This is a genomic window from Amycolatopsis sp. NBC_01307 (assembly GCF_035975215.1).
Taxonomy (GTDB): Bacteria; Actinomycetota; Actinomycetes; order Mycobacteriales; family Pseudonocardiaceae; genus Amycolatopsis.
This window is the reverse complement of the sequence record NZ_CP108403.1, coordinates 7,610,076-7,631,269: the sequence shown is the minus strand read 5'-3', so window position 1 is coordinate 7,631,269 and position 21,194 is coordinate 7,610,076. Positions and strand designations below refer to the sequence as shown.

Genomic DNA, 21,194 nt, shown 5'->3' with positions numbered 1-21,194 from the left:
GACCGGTCAGCCGCGCAGGGCCTCCGACAGCTTGATGCGGCTGCCGATGCGCAGCACGCTGTTGCCGTAGATCTTGCCGCCCAGCCAGGTGAGCAGCGCGACCAGCGCGACGGTCAGGCCGAGCGACAGCCCGATCTCCCAGCCCGTCGCGGCGCCGGTCGCGATCCGGGCCGGCATCAGGATCGGCGAGAGCAGCGGGATCAGCGAGACGACCTTGGTCGCCGTGCCGTCCGGGTCCTGCAGGAGCAGGTTGAACCCGGAGACGAACCCGATGATCAGCACGATGTTGATCGGCCCGACCACGGACTGCGTGTCCTCCTGCCGCGACACGAGCGAGCCGAGCGCGCCGTAGATCGTGGCGTACAACAGGAACCCGAGCAGGTACCAGAGCAGGCCCCACAGCAACGCGCCGGTCGCGAAGCCGGTCAGGGAGAGCACGCCGGTCGCCGTCGCCGCGATCAGCCCGGCGACGGTGAGGATGACGAGCTGCGTCAGGCCGACCAGGCCGAGCCCGATCACCTTGCCCAGCAACAGCTGCCACGGCCGCACGCTGGCGAGCAGGATCTCCACGACCCGGCTCGACTTCTCTTCGACGACGCCCTGGGCGACCATCATGCCGTAGGTGATGATGCTGATGTAGAGCAGGAACGCGACGATCACGCCGAGGATGAGCCGTTCCGTGTGGTCGGCGGGCTCCGGCGACAGCGCGTCGTCCTGCACGTGGGTGCCGTTGACCTGCGCCATCACGTCGGCGGGTTCGAGCTGCGCGGCCGAGAGGACGCCGTCGAGCACCTGCTGCTGCGCGACCTGGTCGAGCACCGTGCGCAGGCTGGTGTCCAAAGAGGACTTGTAGGTGGCGGTCAGCTTCGCCGCGCTGCCCGAGACGAGCGCGTCGAAGTCGCCGTCCTCGACCTTCTGCTTGCCTTCGGCGGGATCGGTGACGATGACCGTCGAGATCTGCTGGCCCGACTGCGCCGCCTTGGTCTGCAGCTGCTGGGCGATCCCGATGGCCTGCCCGGTCAGCCCGACCGTGCGCTTGTCCGCCGCCCCGGCCAGCGCCGTCTGAAACCCGACGTAACCCAGCAGCAGCACCAGCATCACGACGGTGCCGATCACGAACGAGCGGGTGCGCAGCCGCGTGTTCAGCTCGCGCTTCATCACGAGCCAGACAGCCCGCCGGCCACTCAGCGTCCTCATCGTGGCTCCCCCTTGTCCGCTGTGTCGTTCTGAGAGACGGCGTCGCGGAACAGCTCCGTCAGTGTCCGGCGGCGGTGGCTGAACTCGGTGACCGGCCCGGTCGACAGCGCCGCGGCGAGCACGGCCTGGTCGTCGGCGCTCGGTTCGAGGCCGAGCACGGTGGTCGTGTCGTGTTCCTCCAGCACGCGCACGCCGGGCAGGCTCGCGGCCCAGCCGGGACGCGCACCCGGCGCCGTCACCACGAGCTTGCTGCCGGCTTCGGCGGTCAGCTCGCCGACGGTGCCGACGGCGACCATCCGGCCGTTGCGGATGATCCCGACGCGGTCGCAGAGCCGTTCGACGAGGTCGAGCTGGTGGCTGGAGAACACGACCGGCACGCCGGCCGCGGCCTTCTCGCGCAGCACCGCGCTCATCACGTCGACGGCCAGCGGGTCGAGGCCGGAGAACGGCTCGTCGAGCACCAGCACGGCCGGGTCGTGCACGAGCGCCGCGGCCAGCTGGACGCGCTGCTGGTTGCCGAGGCTGAGCTTCTGCACCTCGTCCTTGCGGCGCTCGGCCAGGCCGAGCCGGGTGATCCAGGTTTCGGCGTTGCGGTGGGCTTCGTTCGTGGTCAGGCCGTGCAGCTCGGCGAGGTAGACGAGCTGGTCCAGCACCTTCATCTTCGGGTACAGCCCGCGTTCCTCCGGCATGTAGCCGATGTGCGTGCGGGTTTCGTGCGTGATCGGCTTGCCGTCGAAGCGGACCTCGCCGCCGTCCGCGGCCAGCACCCCCAGTGCGATCCGCATCGTCGTGGTCTTGCCCGCGCCGTTGCTGCCGACGAAGCCGAACAGCTCCCCGGCGCGGACGTCGAACGTGACGCCGTCGAGCGCCACTTTCGCGCCGTAGCGCTTGGAGATCGCGTCGATCTCCAGGTTCCCCTCACTCATGTGTGTCCCCATCTTCGAAATCCTCGGGGTCGTCGTCCGGCAGCGACCAGCCCAGCACGACGGGCGGGACGGTGGTGCCGGTGACCAGCAGCGCGGACATCATCATCACGCCGCGGAACGCGCCCTCGGCCTGCCCGGCGACGACCAGGGTGTAGAACATCGCGACCAGCATCAGCGCGACGAGCGCCAGATAGCCGATGTAGGTGACGCGGTGGCGCCACTCGCGTTCGCGCTCGTCCAGCAGCCGGGAGAAGCTCCCGCTCATCCGGCCGGTCAGGATCTTCAGCAGCGTGAAGGCGGCTCCGCCGGCCAGCAGCGAGCCCATCCAGAGGCCGAAGTACAGCCACGGCGAGACCAAGGTGAAGACGGCCGCGCTGCCGACGAGCACCAGGTCGGCAACGACCAGCACCCCGGCCAGCGCACGCCGGTGCCGCCGGTCGCGCCAGCCCGGCAGCCGCTGGGCGTGCCGCAGTTCGCGTTCGTCCATCTTGTCGAGCTGACGTTCCCAGTAGGCCGCCAGCCGACCCTGCTGTTCGATCATGGTCATGCTCCCCCCTCGCGGTAAACCTGGGTGGACAGTGGCAGGAACGGCTCGCGGCTGAACACCGCTTCGACCGGCAGGTCGAACACCGCGCAGATCCGGAAGGCCAGGTCCAGGCTCGGATAGTGGTCGCCGCGCTCGAGCGCCCCGATGGTCTGCGGGTTCACTTCGACGGCATTCGCCAACGCGGCCCGGCTCATCCCCCGCTCCGCACGGAGCACGGGAAGCCGGTTGTGGATCGGCAGCTCCTTGCCGCGTCTGACCGGACTCATGAAACGTACTGTTGCAAAAACCCAACGACTCGTCAACCTAAGAGAACATCAAGCCTGCTTGTCCACAGCCTCCCCGTGATGTGGACAGCTCGGCCTCGGCGACGGCTTTTCGCGGGGTTTGTCGGGGGGTGCCGATACGCTGGAAGCGGGGCCGGTCCCCCGGAGAGGGCGGGGGCTGCTTTTGGGCGGCGGGCGTGGCCGGCGAGATTCAACGGCGGTGTTGGCTGGCGGTTCCCTGGGTGGGGGCAGGCCAGGTGGTGGGCGTTTGCTGGGACGTTCGTGGCGGGGCTGCCGCGGCAGGGCGCTGGCCGGATTCGAGCGGCACTTTCACGTGAAAGTGCCGCCCTGGGGCGAGGCTTGCCGACCGGTCCGCAGCCGCGGTGTTGCCACGGCCGCGTCGGAGGGCCGGTGCGATCGTTCGCGGATGAATGCTTCTGACGATGGAGGTTTCGGGACGTTCAACGTCCCGAAACCTCCATCAACGGCTAGCGGTCGGGGCGCGGGTGGAGTGAGCGGCGGTCGGTGCGTCGGGTCGCGTGCTCTTCGCCCGCCAAGCGGCACTTTCACGTGAAAGTGCCGTCTCGGCGTCAGGCCAGGCCGGCCAGGGCTTTGTCGACCAGTTCGGCCACTCGTGGGGTCGCCGCGGCGGCGTCCGCTGGGACCAGGGCCAAGCGGGTCCGGCGCTCCAACACATCCTCGATGTCCAACGCGCCCTCGTTGCGGACCGCCCAGACGATCTCCGCCGCCGTGATCTCCGTGCTCGGCGATACCGGTGCCGCGAACTCCGCGTCCAGCTCGCCCAGTGCCGCCACCCGAGGGGCCTCCGTGCCGTACTTGGCCACCAAGCGGGCCGGGGCGTCCACAAGGGACAGGTCCTCGCGGCGGGCCGCGCCCAGCAACGGAATTCTGGCCGTTCGGCAAGGGGAGGCCGACAGCCCGGCCAGTCGCACCGCGGCGTCGACCGCGTCTTCCGCCATGCGCCGGTACGTCGTGAGCTTGCCGCCCACCACCGTCAGCAGGCCGTCGGAACCCGCCAGTACCGCGTGTTTGCGGGACAGGTCCGCCGATCGGCCGCCCGTGCCCTCGATCAGCGGGCGCAGGCCGGCGTACGAGCCCGCGATGTCGTCGCGGGTCAGCGGGCGTGACAGGACCGACGACGCCAGTGACAGCAGGAAGTCCACATCGGACTCGGGAACCGTTGGCACGTCGGGCAACGGGCCTGAGACCGGCTCGTCCGTCAGTCCCAAGTAGACGCGGCCGTCCGGTTGGGGGAGCAGGAACACGAAGCGGTTGGTCTCGCCCGGCACGCCGATGTTGATCGACGTCGTGCCCATCGGGACCGTCCCTGGCGCCAGCACCAGGTGCGAACCGCGCGACGGGCGCAGGCGGACCGAGCCGGTCAGCGTGCCGGCCCAGACGCCCGTCGCGTTGATCACCTGGCGGGCGACCAGGTCCAGTTCGTCGCCCGAAACGCCGTCGCGGACGCGGACGCGGTCGGCCGTCACCGAGAGCGCCGACAGCCGCGTGAGGATGCGTGCTCCGAACGTCGCGGCTGTTCGGGCCAGGGAAACCACCAGGCGAGCGTCGTCGACAAGAGCGCCGTCGTACGCCAGCAAGGCTCCGCGCAAGCCGGAAGGGGACAACCCGGGCGCCAGGGCCAACGCTTCGGCCGCGGGGATCGTGCGGGGACGCGGCAGCACCGACGACGGCGTGCGCGCGGCTCGGCGGAGGCCGTCGCCCGCGCGCAAGCCTGCCGACACCAGCGCCTGCTGCGTCCGGGATGTGCTGGGGTACAACGGGAACAGCTGGGGCATCGCGCGCGTGAGGTGCGGTGCCGTGCGCGTCATCATGATGCCGCGCTCGACCGCGCTCTCGTGCGCCAAGCCCAGTTCGCCGTGCGCCAGGTACCGCAGTCCGCCGTGGACGAGCTTCGACGACCAGCGTGACGTCCCGAAGGCGAGGTCGTGCGCCTCGACGAGCGCCACCGACAGACCACGGGACGCCGCGTCGAGCGCGATCCCGGCGCCGGTGACGCCGCCGCCGACCACGATGACGTCGACGCGCTCGCCCGACGCCAGTTCCGCGAGCTCGCGTTCGCGGCGCCGCGCGTTGAGCGAACCGGAGGTCATGGTTTCAAGGCCGCGTCGAGCACGTGGGTGAACTCCGCCATCAGCGCCGCCGGGTCGAGGTCCATCGTGGCCGGCCGCAGCGAGAACGCGAAGGACTGGACCAGCAACAGCACCGACCGGGCCTGCGCCGCGACCGGCGCGCGCCGGACCGAGCCGTCCTGGTGGCCGGCTTCGAGCAGCTGGTGCAGCACCTGCTCGGCGAACCGCTGGGTCGCGCCGAGCCGCTCCACGATGTACGGCAGCACCAGCTCGGGGTCGACGTCGAGCAGCGTGCGGAACAGCGGGTCGTTCGACAGCGCGCGGATGCCGGCCGAGGCGATGAGCACGAGCCGCTCGCGGCTGTCCGCCGCCTCGGCGCCGCGTTCGCTCGCCGTGCGGAGCAAGCCGCTGAACTCGCGCGTCATCAACGCGGCGAGCACGCTGCGCACGTCCGGAAAGCGGCGGTAGACCGTCATCCGGCTGACGCGGGCGGTGCGGGCGATTTCGGCGAGTGTGGTGCGGCGCACACCGACGGCCAGCACGCAGGTGCGCGCGGCGTCGAGCAGCACGTCATCGGCCACTCGCGTCGCCGTCTGCCGGTTACGGGTGTCCGCGAGCGCGGAAGATCCCGCGGTCTGCGTGGTGTGACGTTTCACGTCCATATGTCACACTGTAGTCGTGAACGAGCTGATTGACCACCGTCTCCGTCAGTCCTGGACCGCGGAAGCCGCCGATGCCGCCCAGCTGCCCGCGCGGGCGGCGAAGTGGCTTGAACAGCGTATAGGCCAGGTGGCTCCCAGCGCTGCACAGGTGGCCGAATTGACGGTGAAAATACCGTCGTCAAGTTTGGCCGAGTCTGCAGTGGAAGCGCTGTCCGAGGTCGTCGGAACCGCGAACGTGCTGGTCGACGACGCGGCGCGGCTCGCACGGGCCACCGGGCTGTCCTACCTGGATCTCCTGCGCCGTCGGTCGTCCGCGGCGGACTTCCCGGTGCCGGACGCGGTCGTGCTGCCCGCCGGGCCGGACGAGGTCCAGGCCGTGCTCGACGTCTGCGTGCAGCACGATGTCGGAGTTGTCCCGTTCGGCGGCGGGACCTCTGTGGTCGGTGGGGTCGCGGCGCTCAGCGGCGGGAAGACGTCCGTGATCGCGCTCGACCTAGTCCGGCTCGACGCGCTGGTGTCGGTCGACACCGAATCGCGCATCGCCGTGCTGCAGGCCGGCGTCCGCGGACCGGAAGCCGAGCGGCTGCTCGGCGAGCGCGGCCTGACGCTCGGGCACATCCCGCAGTCGTTCGAACGCGCCACGATCGGCGGCTTCGCGGCGACGCGCTCGGCCGGCCAGGCGTCGGCCGGCTACGGCCGGTTCGAGGACATGGTCACCGGCGTCCGGCTGGCCACCCCGCGCGGTGAGTGGAAGCTCGGCGTCGCCCCGGCGTCCGCGGCCGGGCCGGACCTGCGCCAGCTCGCCGTCGGCAGCGAAGGCACGCTCGGCGTCATCACGGAGGTCTCGCTGCGCGTCCGGTCGGCGCCGCCGGTCAAGCGGTACGAGGGTTACGCGCTGCCCGGCTGGGAAGCCGGCGCGGCGGCGGTCCGCGACCTCGCCCAGAACCACGTGCTCGCCGACGTCACCCGGCTGTCCGATGTGGACGAAACTGAGGTGTCGCTCGCGCTGAACGCCGGGCTCAAGACGACGGCGCTGCGCAGGTACCTGGCCGCGCGCGGGGTGCGGCGGCCGTGTTTCCTCATCGTCGGCTGGGAAGGCACCGCGCACGACGTCGCGGTCCGGCGCCGCGAGACCACGCGCCGGCTGAAGGCGCTCGGCGCGGTGCGCGTCGGCAAGGCGCTCGGCGAGTCCTGGCGGCACGGCCGGTTCGGCGGCCCGCGCCAGCGTGACGCCCTGATGGACCGCGGCGTGTGCGTCGAGACGCTGGAGACCGCGACGTACTGGTCCACTGTGGACGAACTGCGCGACGACGTCCGCGCGGCGCTGACGGCGTCGCTGGGCCGCGCGATCGTCATGTGCCACATCTCGCACGCGTACGAGACGGGCGCGTCGCTGTACTTCACGGTGCTGACCGCGCGCGACCAGGCCGACCCGGTCGGGCAGTGGCAGCGCGCGAAGGCCGCGGCGTGCGAGGCGATCAGCGGCCTGGGCACGATTTCGCACCACCACGCCGTCGGCGTCGACCACGCGCCGTACCTGAGCGCGGAGATCGGCAAGCTCGGCGTCGAGGTGCTGCGCGCGGCGAAGTCCGCGGTGGACCCGACCGGGATCCTGAACCCCGGGAAGCTGATCTAGGGGAAGGTACGCCCGTCCGGCGGCTCGACGACCTCGCACGCGACGCCCGGACCGGCCGCTTCCTCGCCCCGCAGCTCGACGGCCTGCGCCTGCGGGACGTCGGCGGTGCGGACGGGCTTGCCGTCGACCAGCAACGGGAAGCGGATCGGCATCGCGCCGATGTAGGCCAGGACGTCGGTAACCTTGCTGCCGTCTTCGAGCGTGATGTCCGGGTCGGTCAGCCGGACGAGGTGGTAGCGGTTGCCGCGGCCCTCGCAGACGTCCAGCACCGCGAGCTGGTCCGGCGTCACGAACCAGACGGCGTGCTCCTCGACGCCCGGCAGCGCGGTGAGCGTCGCCGGGCGCTGGCCGTCGCGGTAGCGCAGGCCGGACGCCCAGACCGCGGCGAGGCCGTCGCACCGGGCGTGCGCGACGACGACCGGGCCCCGCAGGCCCAGCTCGGCGCGCATCCAGCTGATCTTCGACGGGTTCGCGTTGGAGCCGTACGCCAGCACGGCCTGGCGTTCCCGCCAGCCCTCCGGCGCCGTGTCCAGCGGGTAGCCGGCGCCGTCGGTGTGCACGAAGGAGAAGCCCGGCCGGGTCCCCGGGTAGGGGTCGGCCGGGTAGTCCTCGTCGACGAAGAGCGTCAGAACGTCACCACGCTACGCAGGACGTCGCCGTGGTGCATGCGCTCGAAGGCCTGCTCCACGCCGTCGACGCCGATCCGCTCGGTGACGAACTTGTCGAGCGGCAGCCGGCCCTGCAGGTAGAGGTCCACCAGCATCGGGAAGTCGCGGCTCGGCAGGCAGTCGCCGTACCAGGACGACTTGAGCGAGCCGCCGCGCGAGAAGAAGTCGATCAGCGGGAGGTCGTTCAGCCGCATCTCCGGCGTCGGCACGCCGACGAGCACGACGGTCCCGGCCAGGTCGCGGCCGTAGAACGCCTGGCGCCAGGTCTCCGGCCGGCCGACGGCGTCGATCACGACGTCCGGGCCGAAGGAGCTGGTGGCGTCCTGCATGGCCTCGACGACGGCTTCTTCGCTGAGCCCGCGGCTGTTGACGGTGTGGGTGGCGCCGAAGTCCTTGGCCCACTCCAGCTTCCGGTCGTCCATGTCGATCGCGACGATCGTGGTGGCACCGGCCAGCTTCGCGCCCGCGATGGCCGCGTCGCCGACGCCACCGCAGCCGATGACCGCGACCGAGTCACCGCGGGTGACGGCGCCGGTGTTGATCGCCGCGCCGAGCCCGGCCATCACCCCGCAGCCGAGCAGCCCGGCGACGGCCGGTTCGGCGTCGCGGCTGACCTTCGTGCACTGTCCGCTGTGGACGAGCGTCTTCTCGAGGAACGCCCCGACGCCGAGCGCGGCCGACAGCTTGGTGCCGTCGGCGAGCGTCATCGGCTGGGTGGCGTTGAACGTCGAGAAGCAGTACCACGGCTTGCCGCGCTTGCAGGCCCGGCAGGTGCCGCAGACCGCGCGCCAGTTGAGGATGACGTAGTCGCCGGGTTCGATGTCGGTGACGCCGTCCCCGACGGCCTCGACGACGCCCGCGGCCTCGTGGCCGAGCAGGAACGGGAAGTCGTCGTTGATCCCGCCTTCGCGGTAGTGCAGGTCGGTGTGGCAGACCCCGCAGGCCTGAACGTTGACGACGGCCTCGCCGGGCCCGGGATCGGGCACCAGAACCGTCTCCAGCGAGACCGGCTCGCCCTTCGCCCGCGAAACGACCCCCTGGACCTCGTACGGCATGTATCCACCTTCCGGCTGCACTGCTGGTTCGTCCGCAGCTTGCCACGGATCACGCGCAGATGGCGACATCCGCATGAGTGAGAGTCGATGCGGAGGGTGCACGGTGTTGCGCTCTATGCAACTGTGCGGCCGGACTTGGCGATGGCCTATGCGTGCGTGGCGAGCCAGGCGTCGATGACGTCGAGGTCACCCGGCGCGAGGCCGACGCTCGGCGTGACGGTGTGGAGCAGTGCCTGCCCCGGGTGGTGTGCCGCCACCCAGCGCTGGTCCGGCCAGGTCATCGCGGACAGTCATGAGGGGCACCCTGAGGGACACAACGTCCCTGGGGGTGCCCCTCACGACACGTCGAGGGCTACGCCGGGGTGATGATGTACGCGATCCCGCCCGGGCCGCCCGCTACGGTTCCGTCCGCGCGGTAGCGCTGCGTGCGCTGCCAGATCTTCTCGAACTGGTCCCGCTTGTAGACGTTGCGCACCCGGTCGTTGCTGCTCGACGCCGGGTCGTTGACGATCACGTCGCCGTCCTTGGTGAAGCCGACCACCACCATGATGTGGCCCGCCGTGCCGTAGCCCGCGCCGTCGAGCTCGTCGGCCAGGAACGACTGGGACGTGATCACCGGGATGCCGCGGACGATGTAGTTCTCCAGCTCGTTCAGCGAGTGCAGCCGGGTGATGTGCCCGCGCAGCCCGCGCGACGCCGCGTACGCCGTGTTGAACGGCCAGTTGCCCGTGCCGTCGTACGCGTGGTCGTAGGTGTAGCGCGCCGCGAACGCCACCGACGGGTCGACGTAGTCCGATGGGATCCACGACATCTCCGCCGCCGACGGCTTCTTGCCCCAGTACTCGGCCACCATCTCCGTCGACGTCGGGCTGCACCACGCCTCGCCGCCCCCGCCGTACTGCGGGAACTGTCCCTTGTGGAGGTTCTGCGCGTACGCCGGCACCTTCAGCTCGATCCCGCTCGCGCGGCCCGGCTTCGTCGTCTGGACGTCGAAGCGGCTCGGCACCGCCGAGGTCATCGCGCCCAGCGACGTCACTGACGGCGTCGCGTGCGAGCCCGCCTCGCGGTAGAGGCTGATCCGCAGCTTGTACGACTTGAGCGTGACGCCGGCTTTCGTGACCAGCGTGTCGACGTCGACCAGGGCGTTCGCGTCGTCCTGGCCGTCGACGCTGGTGCGCAGGATGTCGGCGTCGCCGCTGGCCCAGCGGCCCATCACGTACCAGCCGGTCTCCGCGCCCGCCGCCGTCTTGCCCTGCGCCTCGACCTGCAGCCAGGTCTTCGCCGGCGTCTGCGCGTTCCACGACGACACCAGCTGCGTCGCGCCGAAGCCCTGGCGGTACGACGGGGACGTCCACTGGCCGTATTCGTACGTCTTCGTCGTGCCCAGCTCGGGCTCGGCGTGCTCGACCGTGCCGATCGGGCGCGTGATGCGCAGGCCGTCGCGGGTCAGCGCGAGCCCGGCGAAGCTGCCCTCGTGCAGGCGGCCGCCTGCCCACTCGTGGTAGTCGATCGACTCGTCGTCGCCCGGCCGGCCGGGCGCGGCCTCGGCGACCTGCGCGGTCACCGCCGTCAGCATCACAACGGACAATATGGAGAACAAACTGCGTACCCGCATCCCGGCTCCTCGTTCGACCCACCCAGTAGCCAGGGATTTTCGCCGGTCCGGCCGGGTATGTAAACAGGTACCTAGAGGACGGCCTGGGTCTGTGTCACTTTCGCGACCAACTTGCCGTCGTCGTCGTGGATCTCCGTCTCCACCACGACGAACTTGCGGCCCGCGTGCAGTGGTCCGGACGACGCAGTGGCGTAGCCCGAACGCACCGCGCGCAGGAAGTTCGTCTTCGACTCGACGGTCGTCGTGCCCTGCGCGCCCTCGGGCAGGTTGAGGAACGCGCACACGGCACCGGTCGAGTCGGCCAGCGCCATGAGCGCGCCGCCGTGCAGCGCGCCGCCGAGCGTGCAGAGGCTCTCGTCCCACTTCAGCCGGCTGCGCACGAGCGCGGGCCCGTGCTCCAGAACCTCGACGCCGAGGCGTTCGGAGAACGGCATGGAGCGGTGGAAGAGCTGCGTGCCCTCGGGATCGGTCATGCCTCGCAGCTTGCCGGACGCCGGCGCCGCGGGTCGATTACCTCCGGGGTAGTCGTGAGTGGTTAGGGCGGTTAGAACCGCCCTAACCACTCACGACAAGCCGCGGAAGACTCAGGACAGCGGGTTGACGAGCAGCAGTTCCGTGTTGTGGTCCGCGTCCGAGCCGACGCGGCCCAGGTCGACGTGGATGTCGTTGTACGACAGCTCGCGGTACAGGGACGCAAGCGCTTGCGGGGTCCGGGCGTCGTAATCCACGGCGTACGGTGCTTCCGCCTCGATCAACGTCGTGAACAGCGACAACGTGCCGTCGGCGTTGTCCGCTACCTCGACGATGCGGGCCTGCTGCGGGAAGTCGACGTGCGACGCGGTGTTGATCTCCCAGAAGCTCTGCTTCGGCGTGCCGCCGGCGTGGGCGGTGATCTGGTTGCGGTGCGTGTGGCCGTTGACCCAGGCCAGCACGTTCGGGAAGCGCTTGAGCAGCGCCACGAACGCGTTGCCGTCGAGGCGCGGGTCGAGCAGGTGGCGCGAGTCCGGCAGCAGGTTGCCCATCGAGCCGCTGGTGTGGTGGCTGAACAGCAGGAACAGCTCGTCGGTGACGCTGTGGGTGACCTTGCGGCCGAAGAAGTCGTAGTACGCCGAGCTGCCGCGCTTGAGCGTCGACTCGACCCAGCTGTACTGCGCGAGGCCGATCGAGCCGTCGGCGAACCCGGCGTCGGTCGTCGTGTCGAGGCTGATGCCGGTGATGCCCGGCGCGATCCGGAACGTGTAGTAGACGGCCTTGCCGTCGGCGTTGTCGGCGCCGAAGCCGTGCCCGACCGGGCCGGGGCCGGTGTTGGCGGTGTCCAGGTGCGCGCGGACGAACTCGCCGGTGCTGAACGGGCGGCGACGCGCGTCCGGCGTGATCTCGCGGATCGTGCCCCCGCCGCCGAACAGCTCGGCGACGGGCACGCTCGAGCCCGGCTTCTTGATGGCCGCGGCGAGCTTCTTCGCGGTGCTCTCGTCCTTGCCGATCACCTTGTACTTGCTGGTGTACCAGGCGTCGATGCCGGGGATCTGGGCCGGCAGCGAGCCGACGATGCTGTCGTCGTGGTTGCCGAAGGTGCAGAACCACGGGACGTCGAGACCCGGCGCGGTGAACGTCCCGATGCCCGCTTCGAGCAGGCCGGGCAGCTGCGGGAAACCCTTGGCGGAGTAGGCGTCGGCGCCCGGGGTGGCCGGGTTCCAGAACGTGCTGTTCCCGGAGTTCTGGACGCCTTCGTACGCGCTCGCGTCGCCGGAGTTCGGCGTGATGCTGCCGCCGTTGAGCAGCTTGAGGAACCAGTCGAGCTCGATCAGCTCGTGGTTGTCGGTGTTGTCGCCGGTGGTGACCATGAGGTCGAACGGCCGGCCGGTGAACGGGCCCTGCCGCACGCTGTTGACGCGTTCGACGAGCGCGCTGGTCGCGACGGTCCCGAGCGCTTCCTGCGGCCGGTGCGCGGAGCCGATGTAGGGGTGCAGGTACTCGAAGCGCGCGGGGCTTTCGGTGTCGGTGATGTGCAGGTCGGTGAACTGCACGAACGCGCTGAGCGCGCGGCGCCGGTCGTCGCGCCCGGTCTGCGGGGCGGCGAGATCGCCGCGGACGACGAGCGGCCAGCCGGGGCCGGCGCTCAGCCGGGAGTAGGTCGTGGTGCCGCCGCCGGTCGCGACCTGCTCGAGGGTCGTCCCGGCGGTGCTGACGGAGCGGGTGGAGGTGAGCCGCAGCGCGCGGTCGAGCGCGTTCGCGGTGGGCGTGCAGAGCAGCAGCCCGAGACCGGCGGCGCCGGCGGTGGCGAAGGTGCGCCGCGTGAGTTCGGCCATGGTGTCTCGCTCCCCAGGTATCTCGGTTGCCCAGCACCGTGCCGGACGACGTTGACCACACGGTGAACATGAAAAACATTCACCGTGACACTTGGGTTCACCATGTCACGGTGGCTGGGTGGGGTGTACCGCCGAAGGTCGTGGTCATTTCCGCCGCTGCGGCGTATCGACGACGGTTACGCCCGCTCGGAGATGGGTGCTGCGGTCGTTAGGAGGCGATGCTGGAAGCAGTGACCGCCCTGAAGAAGGCGACGAAGATCGACATGGCCGCCTCGCTATAGCACGGTATCTATGATCCATGAACCAGGCCTGCGATCGCCATCGCCCTGCCGGCTGGTGCGCCGCCTAAGTTCGCACCCCATACTGCGCGCCGACGACGGGCGTACCAGGTCGGGCCGGGAAAGAAGGTGCTGTTCTGGCTGGTAGCAGGCGAATTTAGTTGCACCTGCCTCTTGCGCGGTGACGTCGTTCCGTCGACACCGCTCCTTACCTGCGCTGTCGGGTCTCACTCGATTGCTTAGAGTCTGCGAACGAAGCGATGGCTTGGATTTCAGTGGGCTTGCATGGTCGGAACATCATCCTGCGACCGCAGATGGCCCGGTCTTAGGTGTGATACGCAGCGGTATCGCTGCTGCGTAGAGTGCCTTTGCTTCTTGTCGGAAGCAAGTCGATGTCTTGCAACATGGTCTGCCGGTCACATTTTGGTGAATATTGCGGCTGGGGATGAGTCGGTGTTTCCAAGCGATCTAGCCTCATCTTAGGATTGAAAGATGCCTATGATTCCGATCACGCGCATGCGGGAACGACTTGCGCGGTCGCGAGAAGACAGCGATGACATGACCGTGTTATTTGAGTTGATGTTTCTTGGCGAGCTAACCCTGAAGGTTATTGTCGCGGGAATGCTCGCCGCAACAGAAGATGACCGCGATAGGCATAGGTATCGGCTGGAATACGGCCTTGTTAGGGCTAGTGGTTTAGGTGAGTGGTGCGACGCCCTGGATGACCTCCTTACTGGTCCGTCAGCTGCGACTCTGACAAGCGACTCGTTTCCGGATAGAGTTGAACTGACGAAAAACTATGACTTGAAGGCTGCGGATTCATGGCAGGCGAAAGCCTTGAACTCGATGCTCGAAGCCTGTCGAGTCATTGACAGTTCGTACTGGTCTGATCATCCCACCCGGGTGGGGTTGCGGATCTGGGCGCGGCATTTTACGTGGCTGAGAAACAAGACGCGAGGACATGGCGCTACCACCATTGGGACGAGTGCTCAAATTGTGGTAGCACTTGAGTTGTCGATAAATGCAATCATCGATAACTTCAAGATGTTTCAACGCGAGTGGGCTTACCTGCATAGGAATCTTTCGGGTAAGTATCGCGTAGTCCCCATCTCTGAAAGTGTCGCAGCTTTGGATCATTTGAAGCGCAATAACGACTCTTCATACGAAGACGGAGTGTATGTCGTATTCGGGGTGACGCCGCGTCCTGTGCCGCTCATGTTTTCTGATGTAGAACTCAGTGACTTCTTTCTCTGCAATGGTGGTTATAACGAGGTAAAATTTGAGGCTCTGTCATATGTAAATGACACGAGAAAATATCTGGATGCGCAGCGCTATGTGACGCCGCCGACGCAGCTGCCGACAAGTGAGACGGAGGGGCTTGGCAACCTGGAGGCGCAAGGTGAGATTTTTGGCAACTTGCCGCCGAGGAAGCGGGACTACATCGACCGGCCGCAGCTTGAGAGCTCTTTAGAAGCCGTGCTAACCAATGATAGACATGCCATTGTTACTTTGGTTGGTCGCGGTGGCACAGGGAAGACTTCACTCGCGGTCGAAGTCCTACATCGAATGGCAAATTCGAGTGACGAGAAAACGCGGTACCTTGCAATACTTTGGTTTTCTGCAAGAGATGTCGATCTCGCTGAGCGAGGTCCTAAAGTCGTTCGCCCGCGCGTTGTCAGCATTGCCGATATTGCGGATCAGTTTATAGGCCTTATCGAGCCGATTGAAGCTGCTCGGAAAGGTTTTAAGAAGGTAGATTACCTGGCGGATCAGCTTGGTAAACGAGAGGGCGATCCTATGCTCTTTGTCTTTGATAACTTTGAGACGGTTAGGGACCCGCAAGCTATATACGAATGGCTGGACACCTATGTCAGATCGCCTAATAAGATTCTCATTACAACCAGACTTCGTGATTTCAAGGGCGATTACCCGGTGGAAGTCGGGGGAATGCGGCGCGAAGAGTTCGACAAGCTGGTATCGGCGACTGCGGTTCAGCTTGGCGTGTCCAATCTTTTGTCCGAAGCTCATCGGGCCCAGCTTTTCGATCAGTCGGACGGCCATCCTTATGTGGCAAAGCTGCTGCTGGGAGACATTGCGAATCATCAAAAATGGACTGATCTCAGTCAAATAATTGCAGGAAAAGACGATCTCCTTCAGGCTTTATTTGAGCGGACTTACAATCAGTTGAGCCCGTTGGCTAGAAGGATTTTCTTGACCCTTTGTGGATGGCGTTCAGTTGTACCGCGTCTTGCTATAGAGGCGACTTTGCTTCGAGCTGCTGACGAGCCTCTTGATCCTGGCAAGGCTGTCGATCAGTTGATTCTCAGTTCCATGGTTGACCCATCTCGGTCAGATGATGGAGATGAATTTCTTGCCGTTCCGTTGGCTGCAGCATTATTTGGCCGAAAAAAGCTCTTAGTTAGCCCGCTGGCGAGCGCAATTGAGGCGGATCTGCAGTTTCTGCATATGTTTGGTGCTGCACGAGGTTCGGATGTTGGGCACGGCATTCGGCCCAGGCTGGTCCGGATGTTCAAGGCTGTCGCGGAGAAGATTCAAGAGGGATCGAGTGGTGAGGCACTGGAGACTTATAGGCCCGTCTTGGAGCATATCGCCAGGAGATACGCTCCGGCGTGGATGATGTTATCAAACTTATATGAAGAGCAGCAAACGGAAGCCGGCAATCGATTAGCTATTGAGAGTGTTCGTCACTATTTGGAAGAGTCTCCTGATGATCTAACTGCATGGGAGCGGCTGGCCAATCTATGTCGTCGAGTTGGCGACTATGTCGGTGAAGCGCAGGCTCTAGTGAGTCGTAGCATTCAGCCAGGAGCCTCCTTCGACTTGGCTAGCAGGGCGGCTTGGCGAATAAGCTCATTGACCACGTCCCGTTTGCTTTTGGCGATGCCTGAAGATGAGTTCGCTGTACTTGTTGAAACGTTGTTGAATAGACTTGACGCGGAGCAGGGTCAGGCCACGGCAACCGACTACTCGAGGATGGCCTGGCTTGCAGTTGCACTGCATGATCGCTCCCGCGCTGGCGAATATGTCTCGCGTGGGTCTGAACGAGATTCGGAGAATCCGCATATAAAAGGTCTACAGAGCTGGCTATCGCCAAAACAACCATAGGGTAGATCGAAACATGATTGCTCAGCCCTTCAGGCCCGACTCCGTCACCCCCTGCACCAGGTACCGCTGCAGGAACGCGAACAGCAGCACGATCGGCAGGATCGAGACCGCCGCCGCCAGGAACAGCAGGTTCAGCTGCGGGTTCTGGGCTGTCAGCAGGCCCGACAGCGCCACTTGGACCGTCCACGAATCCGGGGACTGGGCGATGATCAGCGGCCACAGGAACGCGTTCCAGCTGCCGATCACCGTGATCACCGCTATGGCCGCGAAGAAGCCGCGGGAGTTCGGGACCACGATGCGCCAGAACACGCCCCAGCGGGTGAGGCCGTCCACCCGGCCCGCCTCCTCCAGTTCGCGGGGGAAGTCCAGGAAGTACTGCCGGAACAGGAAGACGCTGAACGCGCTGAACAAGCCCGGGATCACCAGGCCGCGGAAGTCCGACAGCCAGCCGAGCGTCGAGACCACCACGAAGCTCGGCACGAACGTCACCGACGTCGGGATCATCAGCGTCGCCAGCACCGCGTAGAACACGATCCCGGAATGCCGGTAAGGGATGCGCGCCAGGCCGTAGCCCGCCAGCGAGCACAGCACCAGCAGGCCGACCGTCTGCAGGACCGCCACGATCGCCGAGTTCAGCAAGCTCCTCGCGAAGGGGACGTCGTCCGAGGCGAAGAGCTTGGCGAAGTTCTCCCAGTGCACTGTGGACGGGAAGAACGTCCACTGTGGAGCGGTGATCTCCGCCCGCGAGGCCAGGCCGTTGCGCAGCAGCAGGTAGAACGGCAGCAGGAACAGCACGGCCGCGATGATGAGTGCCGTCCAGCGGAGGAACGCTCTCATGACGCACGTCCGAACCGCAGGACGCGGCCCTGCAGCAGCGTCACCAGAGCGATGATCAGCGCCAGGATCACCGCGCCCGCGCTGCCGCGGCCGAGGTCCTGGCCGCCCGAGCCCAGGGACGTGTAATACAGGTAAACCAACGGCGGCCGCGCGAACGGCGGGTAGCCGCGGGCGTCGCCCATGATGTTGTAGAACTCGTCGAACGCCTGGTACGCGTTGATCAGGTTCAGCAGCAGCACCGCCACGGCCGTCGCGCGCAGCTGGGGCAGCGTGACGTACCGGAACACCTGCCAGCCCGGCTTCGCGCCGTCGAGCCACGCCGCTTCGTACAGGTGGACCGGGATCCGTTGCAGCGCCGCGATGAACAGGATCATGTAGAACCCGAGCTGCAGCCACAGCCGTGCCGTCACCAGCACGATCCAGTACAGCGGCGGGTGGACCGTGCCCGTCCAGGCCACCGGGTCGGCGCCGAACAGCGACAGCACCGTGTTCGCCAGGCCGTACCGGACACCGGAGAACAGCGACGTCTTCCAGATCAGCGACGCCACGACGTACGAGCACGCGAACGGCAGGAAGAACACCGACCGGAAGAACGCGCGCGCGAACCGCAGCTGGTTGACGCCCAGCGCGAGCGCCAGCGACAGGACGAACGTCAGCGGCACGATGAACAGCGCGAACACGCTGAACGTGCCGAGGCTGGACAGGAACGGCTCGTCGGTGAGCATGTGCCCGTAGTTGTCCAGCCCGACGAACCGCGTCGGCGTGACGGTGTTGCGCGCGTCGAAGAACGACAGGTACGCGCTCCAGCCGATCGGCAGGTACGCGAACACCGCCAGCCCCAGCAGGAACGGCCCGACGAACAGCCAGAACGCGCGCGCATCGCGCCGCTTCATCCGAACAGGCGCTTGAGCTCGGCCTGCGCGACCCCGACCGCCGTCTTCACCTGCGCGGCCGGGTCCGCCCCCTCCTTCGCGATCTTCGCGGCCGCGTCGGACAGCGCCGTGTTCGCCTGCTGTGTCCACACCGGACCGCCGACCAGGTGGCTGTTCTCCTTGACGAAGCGGGCGGCGTCGGCGGCCGGGCCGGACTTGAGGCTGTCCGCGCGGTCGATCAGGCTCTGGCGCGCCGGGACGTGGAAGCCGAACTTCGTCGCGAACTCCAGCTGGTCCTGCGTCTGGTCGACCCACAGCCACTTGACGAACGCCTTCGCCTCGGCGACGTGCGCGCTCTTGGCGTTGATCATCGCGCCGTATGCGCCGACCGGCACCGACGGCGCGCCGCTGCCGTCGAGCTTGGGGAAGGGCAGCACGCCGAAGTCGTCGTCGAACGCGTCGCGGATCTTCGGCACGTTCCACAGCCCGGTCCACTGCATCGCGGCCAGCCCGTCGATGAACGCGCCCGGGTCCGACCAGTCGGCGGGCGCGCCGAGCAGCAGCGAGCCGTTGGTGTTGAGCGTGTGCAGCTTGGCCAGGGCGGTCGCCGCGCGCGGGTCGTCGAAGCCGACCTCGCGGTTGCCGTTCTTCAGGTAGTCGAGGCCGGCCGACCACAGCAGCGGTCCGGTGAGCACGCCGACGCCGCCGTCGTTGCCCGCGAAGAAGCCCTTCACGCCGTCCTTGGTGAGCTTCGACGCCGCGTCGATCAGCTCGTCGACGGTCTGCGGCGGCTGCACGCCGGCCGCCTGCAGCAGGCTCTTGCGGTAGAAGAGCACCTGCGTGTCGGTGGCCTGCGGGATGCCGTAGACCTTGCCCTCGACGGTCTGCGCGGCCAGCACGGCCGGGCTGAAGTCGCCCTTCACCGGCCCGATGACGTCGTCGAGCGCGACGACCTGGTTCTGCCGCACCCAGTCGATCTTCACCTGCGCCTCGAAGACGTCCGGCACCTTGCTGTTCTGCAGTGCGGTGACGATCTTCGAGTCGTAGTCGCCGGGGTTCCACTGCACCGTGACGGCGGCGCCGGGGTAGCTCGCGGCGTACCGCTTGACGGCTTCCTGGACGCCGTCCTCGCCGTACGCGTGGTACCACTGCTGCAGGCCGACCTTCGGCGCGTCGGACGGCGGCGGTCCCGCCGAGTACGCCGTCGACGCGGGCGGGTCGCCCTGCCGCCCGGTGTTGGACCCGCACGCCGCGACGAGCGCTCCGACCCCCGCGAGCGCGAGAAAACTACGTCTGTTCCGCATCCCCAGTACTCCTCCGCGTACGTCCGTGAATGCCACATCGAGGGACACAGAGTCCCTCAATGTGGCATTCACGGAACTGAAGCCACGCCGGAGATTTACCCGTTAGAGCTGTGAGATGTCGAGCTTTCCCTCGGAGTAGGACGCGCGGATCCGCTTCTTGTCGAACTTGCCGACGCTCGTCTTGGGCACTTCGTCCACGAAGGTCCAGTTTTCCGGCAGCTGCCACTTCGCGACCTTGTCGCTGAGGAACTCGCGCAGCTCCTCGGGTGTCGCCGTCTGGCCTTCCTTGAGGACGACGGCGACCAGCGGCCGCTCGTCCCACTTCTCGTCCGGGATGCCGACGACCGCGGCCTCGGCCACCGCCGGGTGGCCCATGACCTGGTTCTCCAGGTCGACCGACGAGATCCACTCGCCGCCGGACTTGATGACGTCCTTGGCGCGGTCGGTCAGCGTCAGGAAGCCGTCCGAGCTCACCTTGCCGACGTCACCCGTGCGCAGCCAGCCGTCGTGGAACTTCTCCGGGTCGATGTCCTGCCCGCCGTAGTACTGCCCGGCGATCCACGGGCCCTGGACCTCCAGCTCGCCGACGGCCTCGTTGTCCCAGGGCAGTACCTCGCCCGAGTCGCCGATGAGCCGGGCCCGCACGGACGCCGGGAAGCGGCCCTGCGTGTAGCGGTAGCGCCAGGCCTCGTCGCCGGTCGCCGACGCCGGCGGCCGCGCGACGCTGCCCAGCGGCGACGTCTCGGTCATGCCCCAGGCGTGCAGGATCGGCACGTTGTGGCGCTCCTGGAACGCGTGCATCAGCGACGGCGGCACCGCCGAACCACCGACCACGACCTCACGCAGGTGCGAGATGTCCTGCGGGTGCGCTTCGAGGTGGGCGAGCAGGCCCTGCCAGACGGTCGGGACCGCGCCGGCGAACGTCGGTTTGACCTCGGCCAGCAGCGCGGCGATCGGGGCGGGCTGGAGGAAGCGGTCCGGCATGACCAGCGTCGCGCCGACCATCAGCGCCGCGTACGGCAGGCCCCACGCCATCGCGTGGAACATCGGCACGATGGCCAGCGCCTTGTCGTGCTGGGCGAGGTTCATGCTGTCGCTCATGCAGACCTGCATCGAGTGCAGCCAGATCGACCGGTGCGAGTAGACGACGCCCTTGGGGTCACCCGTGGTGCCCGACGTGTAACACATCGCGGCCGCGGAGCGCTCGTCGATCTCCGGCCAGTCGAAGGTGTCCGGCTGCGCGGCCAGCAGCTCGGCGTAGGAGTGCACCTCGACGCCGGCCGGGGCTTCGAGCGCCGACGCGTCGCCGTTGGCCACGATGACGTGCCGGACGGTCTTGAACTCCGGCAGCTGCTTGGCCAGCAGCGGCACCAGCGTGCCGTCGACGATGACGACCTGGTCCTCGGCGTGGTTGGCCACGAAGACCAGCTGCTCGGGGAACAGGCGGATATTCAGGGTGTGCAGCACGGCGCCCATGGCCGGGACGGCCAGGTAGGCGGCCAGGTGCTCGGCGTTGTTCCACATGAACGTGCCGACGCGCTGGTCGCCGGTGATGCCGAGGCTCCGGAGCGCGTTCGCGAGGCGGGCGGCGTTGCGGCCCAGCTCGCCGTAGGTCTCGCGCCGGGCTTCTGAACCGGTCCAGGTGACGACTTCGCTCGCCGAGTGCACCGACGTGCCGTGGCGGAGCAGGTTCGCCAGCGACAGCTGGCCGTCCTGCATGGTGCTCAACATGGTCACTCCCGGGGGTGTTCGCCGGTGAACTGGGGTTGAGCCGACTCTAGTGCGGAT

The 21,194-nt window shown here is 67.6% G+C and carries 18 protein-coding genes; 2 read left to right on the top strand and 16 right to left on the bottom strand.

From position 1 onward, the window contains the following. Nucleotides 1-6: 6 nt before the first annotated feature. The 6 genes from OG439_RS33295 to OG439_RS33270 form a co-directional block, all read right to left on the bottom strand. Nucleotides 7-1,197, bottom strand: coding sequence for an ABC transporter permease (locus OG439_RS33295; protein WP_326944649.1), 1,191 nt, complete (start codon nucleotides 1,195-1,197; stop codon nucleotides 7-9). After that, a complete protein-coding gene (locus OG439_RS33290; RefSeq protein WP_326944648.1) occupies nucleotides 1,194-2,123 on the bottom strand; it encodes an ABC transporter ATP-binding protein in 930 nt (309 codons plus the stop codon). The genes OG439_RS33295 and OG439_RS33290 overlap by 4 nt, the downstream gene beginning before the upstream one ends. Further along, nucleotides 2,116-2,670 carry a hypothetical protein gene (locus OG439_RS33285; protein ID WP_326944647.1) on the bottom strand — a complete coding sequence of 185 codons (555 nt, stop codon included), beginning with the start codon at nucleotides 2,668-2,670 and terminating at the stop codon, nucleotides 2,116-2,118. Before OG439_RS33285 ends, OG439_RS33290 begins: the two co-directional genes overlap by 8 nt. Next, on the bottom strand, nucleotides 2,667-2,936 hold the full coding sequence (locus OG439_RS33280; protein ID WP_247058337.1) for a helix-turn-helix transcriptional regulator: 270 nt from the start codon (nucleotides 2,934-2,936) through the stop codon (nucleotides 2,667-2,669). Before OG439_RS33280 ends, OG439_RS33285 begins: the two co-directional genes overlap by 4 nt. A gap of 587 nt (nucleotides 2,937-3,523) precedes the next feature. Next, complete coding sequence (locus tag OG439_RS33275; RefSeq protein WP_326944646.1) at nucleotides 3,524-5,065, bottom strand: glycerol-3-phosphate dehydrogenase/oxidase; 1,542 nt, start codon at nucleotides 5,063-5,065, stop codon at nucleotides 3,524-3,526. Continuing rightward, nucleotides 5,062-5,625: a TetR/AcrR family transcriptional regulator gene (locus OG439_RS33270; protein ID WP_247063704.1), complete on the bottom strand. Its 564-nt coding sequence runs from the start codon at nucleotides 5,623-5,625 to the stop codon at nucleotides 5,062-5,064. Before OG439_RS33270 ends, OG439_RS33275 begins: the two co-directional genes overlap by 4 nt. 97 nt (nucleotides 5,626-5,722) lie before the next feature. Between OG439_RS33270 and OG439_RS33265 the strand changes: the two genes are divergently transcribed. Beyond that, nucleotides 5,723-7,342: an FAD-binding oxidoreductase gene (locus tag OG439_RS33265; RefSeq protein WP_326944645.1), complete on the top strand. Its 1,620-nt coding sequence runs from the start codon at nucleotides 5,723-5,725 to the stop codon at nucleotides 7,340-7,342. On the opposite strand, the gene OG439_RS33260 is transcribed toward OG439_RS33265, so the two are convergent. The 6 genes from OG439_RS33260 to OG439_RS33235 all read right to left on the bottom strand — a co-directional run bounded on the left by OG439_RS33260 (nucleotide 7,339) and on the right by OG439_RS33235 (nucleotide 12,989). After that, nucleotides 7,339-7,902, bottom strand: coding sequence for a gamma-glutamylcyclotransferase family protein (locus OG439_RS33260; RefSeq protein WP_326944644.1), 564 nt, complete (start codon nucleotides 7,900-7,902; stop codon nucleotides 7,339-7,341). The genes OG439_RS33265 and OG439_RS33260 overlap by 4 nt on opposite strands. Nucleotides 7,903-7,967: 65 nt before the next feature. Continuing rightward, on the bottom strand, nucleotides 7,968-9,065 hold the full coding sequence (locus tag OG439_RS33255) for an S-(hydroxymethyl)mycothiol dehydrogenase (RefSeq protein WP_326944643.1): 1,098 nt from the start codon (nucleotides 9,063-9,065) through the stop codon (nucleotides 7,968-7,970). Between the two features lie 146 nt (nucleotides 9,066-9,211). After that, nucleotides 9,212-9,346 (bottom strand): hypothetical protein, encoded by a 135-nt coding sequence (locus OG439_RS33250; protein ID WP_326944642.1) that lies wholly within the window; start codon nucleotides 9,344-9,346, stop codon nucleotides 9,212-9,214. A gap of 71 nt (nucleotides 9,347-9,417) precedes the next feature. After that, nucleotides 9,418-10,680, bottom strand: coding sequence for a peptidase C39 family protein (locus OG439_RS33245; RefSeq protein ID WP_326944641.1), 1,263 nt, complete (start codon nucleotides 10,678-10,680; stop codon nucleotides 9,418-9,420). 71 nt (nucleotides 10,681-10,751) lie between these two features. Next, complete coding sequence (locus OG439_RS33240; RefSeq protein ID WP_326944640.1) at nucleotides 10,752-11,153, bottom strand: PaaI family thioesterase; 402 nt, start codon at nucleotides 11,151-11,153, stop codon at nucleotides 10,752-10,754. Between the two features lie 111 nt (nucleotides 11,154-11,264). Continuing rightward, nucleotides 11,265-12,989 (bottom strand): TIGR03767 family metallophosphoesterase, encoded by a 1,725-nt coding sequence (locus OG439_RS33235; protein ID WP_326944639.1) that lies wholly within the window; start codon nucleotides 12,987-12,989, stop codon nucleotides 11,265-11,267. 770 nt (nucleotides 12,990-13,759) lie between these two features. Here OG439_RS33235 and OG439_RS33230 point away from each other — a divergent pair. After that, nucleotides 13,760-16,393, top strand: coding sequence for a hypothetical protein (locus OG439_RS33230; RefSeq protein ID WP_326944638.1), 2,634 nt, complete (start codon nucleotides 13,760-13,762; stop codon nucleotides 16,391-16,393). Nucleotides 16,394-16,414: 21 nt separating this feature from the next. Here OG439_RS33230 and OG439_RS33225 read toward each other — a convergent pair whose 3' ends face one another. The 4 genes from OG439_RS33225 to OG439_RS33210 all read right to left on the bottom strand — a co-directional run bounded on the left by OG439_RS33225 (nucleotide 16,415) and on the right by OG439_RS33210 (nucleotide 21,137). Further along, nucleotides 16,415-17,230 carry a carbohydrate ABC transporter permease gene (locus tag OG439_RS33225; RefSeq protein ID WP_326944637.1) on the bottom strand — a complete coding sequence of 272 codons (816 nt, stop codon included), beginning with the start codon at nucleotides 17,228-17,230 and terminating at the stop codon, nucleotides 16,415-16,417. Then, the gene (locus tag OG439_RS33220) at nucleotides 17,227-18,123 is read right to left on the bottom strand and encodes a carbohydrate ABC transporter permease (RefSeq protein WP_326944636.1); all 897 of its coding nucleotides are present in this window, start codon (nucleotides 18,121-18,123) and stop codon (nucleotides 17,227-17,229) included. Before OG439_RS33220 ends, OG439_RS33225 begins: the two co-directional genes overlap by 4 nt. Beyond that, complete coding sequence (locus OG439_RS33215; protein ID WP_326944635.1) at nucleotides 18,120-19,406, bottom strand: ABC transporter substrate-binding protein; 1,287 nt, start codon at nucleotides 19,404-19,406, stop codon at nucleotides 18,120-18,122. Before OG439_RS33215 ends, OG439_RS33220 begins: the two co-directional genes overlap by 4 nt. Nucleotides 19,407-19,508: 102 nt before the next feature. After that, nucleotides 19,509-21,137: a long-chain fatty acid--CoA ligase gene (locus OG439_RS33210; protein ID WP_326944634.1), complete on the bottom strand. Its 1,629-nt coding sequence runs from the start codon at nucleotides 21,135-21,137 to the stop codon at nucleotides 19,509-19,511. Nucleotides 21,138-21,194 lie beyond the last annotated feature (57 nt).

Bases quoted from the DNA above. Each gene is read 5' to 3' on its own strand.
- OG439_RS33295 (WP_326944649.1), bottom strand. From the start codon at position 1,197: ATGAGGACGCTGAGTGGCCGGCGGGCTGTCTGGCTCGTGATGAAGCGC.
- OG439_RS33290 (WP_326944648.1), bottom strand. From the start codon at position 2,123: ATGAGTGAGGGGAACCTGGAGATCGACGCGATCTCCAAGCGCTACGGC.
- OG439_RS33285 (WP_326944647.1), bottom strand. From the start codon at position 2,670: ATGACCATGATCGAACAGCAGGGTCGGCTGGCGGCCTACTGGGAACGT.
- OG439_RS33280 (WP_247058337.1), bottom strand. From the start codon at position 2,936: ATGAGTCCGGTCAGACGCGGCAAGGAGCTGCCGATCCACAACCGGCTT.
- OG439_RS33275 (WP_326944646.1), bottom strand. From the start codon at position 5,065: ATGACCTCCGGTTCGCTCAACGCGCGGCGCCGCGAACGCGAGCTCGCG.
- OG439_RS33255 (WP_326944643.1), bottom strand. From the start codon at position 9,065: ATGCCGTACGAGGTCCAGGGGGTCGTTTCGCGGGCGAAGGGCGAGCCG.
- OG439_RS33250 (WP_326944642.1), bottom strand. From the start codon at position 9,346: ATGACCTGGCCGGACCAGCGCTGGGTGGCGGCACACCACCCGGGGCAG.
- OG439_RS33245 (WP_326944641.1), bottom strand. From the start codon at position 10,680: ATGCGGGTACGCAGTTTGTTCTCCATATTGTCCGTTGTGATGCTGACG.
- OG439_RS33240 (WP_326944640.1), bottom strand. From the start codon at position 11,153: ATGACCGATCCCGAGGGCACGCAGCTCTTCCACCGCTCCATGCCGTTC.
- OG439_RS33235 (WP_326944639.1), bottom strand. From the start codon at position 12,989: ATGGCCGAACTCACGCGGCGCACCTTCGCCACCGCCGGCGCCGCCGGT.
- OG439_RS33230 (WP_326944638.1), top strand. From the start codon at position 13,760: ATGCCTATGATTCCGATCACGCGCATGCGGGAACGACTTGCGCGGTCG.
- OG439_RS33225 (WP_326944637.1), bottom strand. From the start codon at position 17,230: ATGAGAGCGTTCCTCCGCTGGACGGCACTCATCATCGCGGCCGTGCTG.
- OG439_RS33220 (WP_326944636.1), bottom strand. From the start codon at position 18,123: ATGAAGCGGCGCGATGCGCGCGCGTTCTGGCTGTTCGTCGGGCCGTTC.
- OG439_RS33215 (WP_326944635.1), bottom strand. From the start codon at position 19,406: ATGCGGAACAGACGTAGTTTTCTCGCGCTCGCGGGGGTCGGAGCGCTC.
- OG439_RS33210 (WP_326944634.1), bottom strand. From the start codon at position 21,137: ATGTTGAGCACCATGCAGGACGGCCAGCTGTCGCTGGCGAACCTGCTC.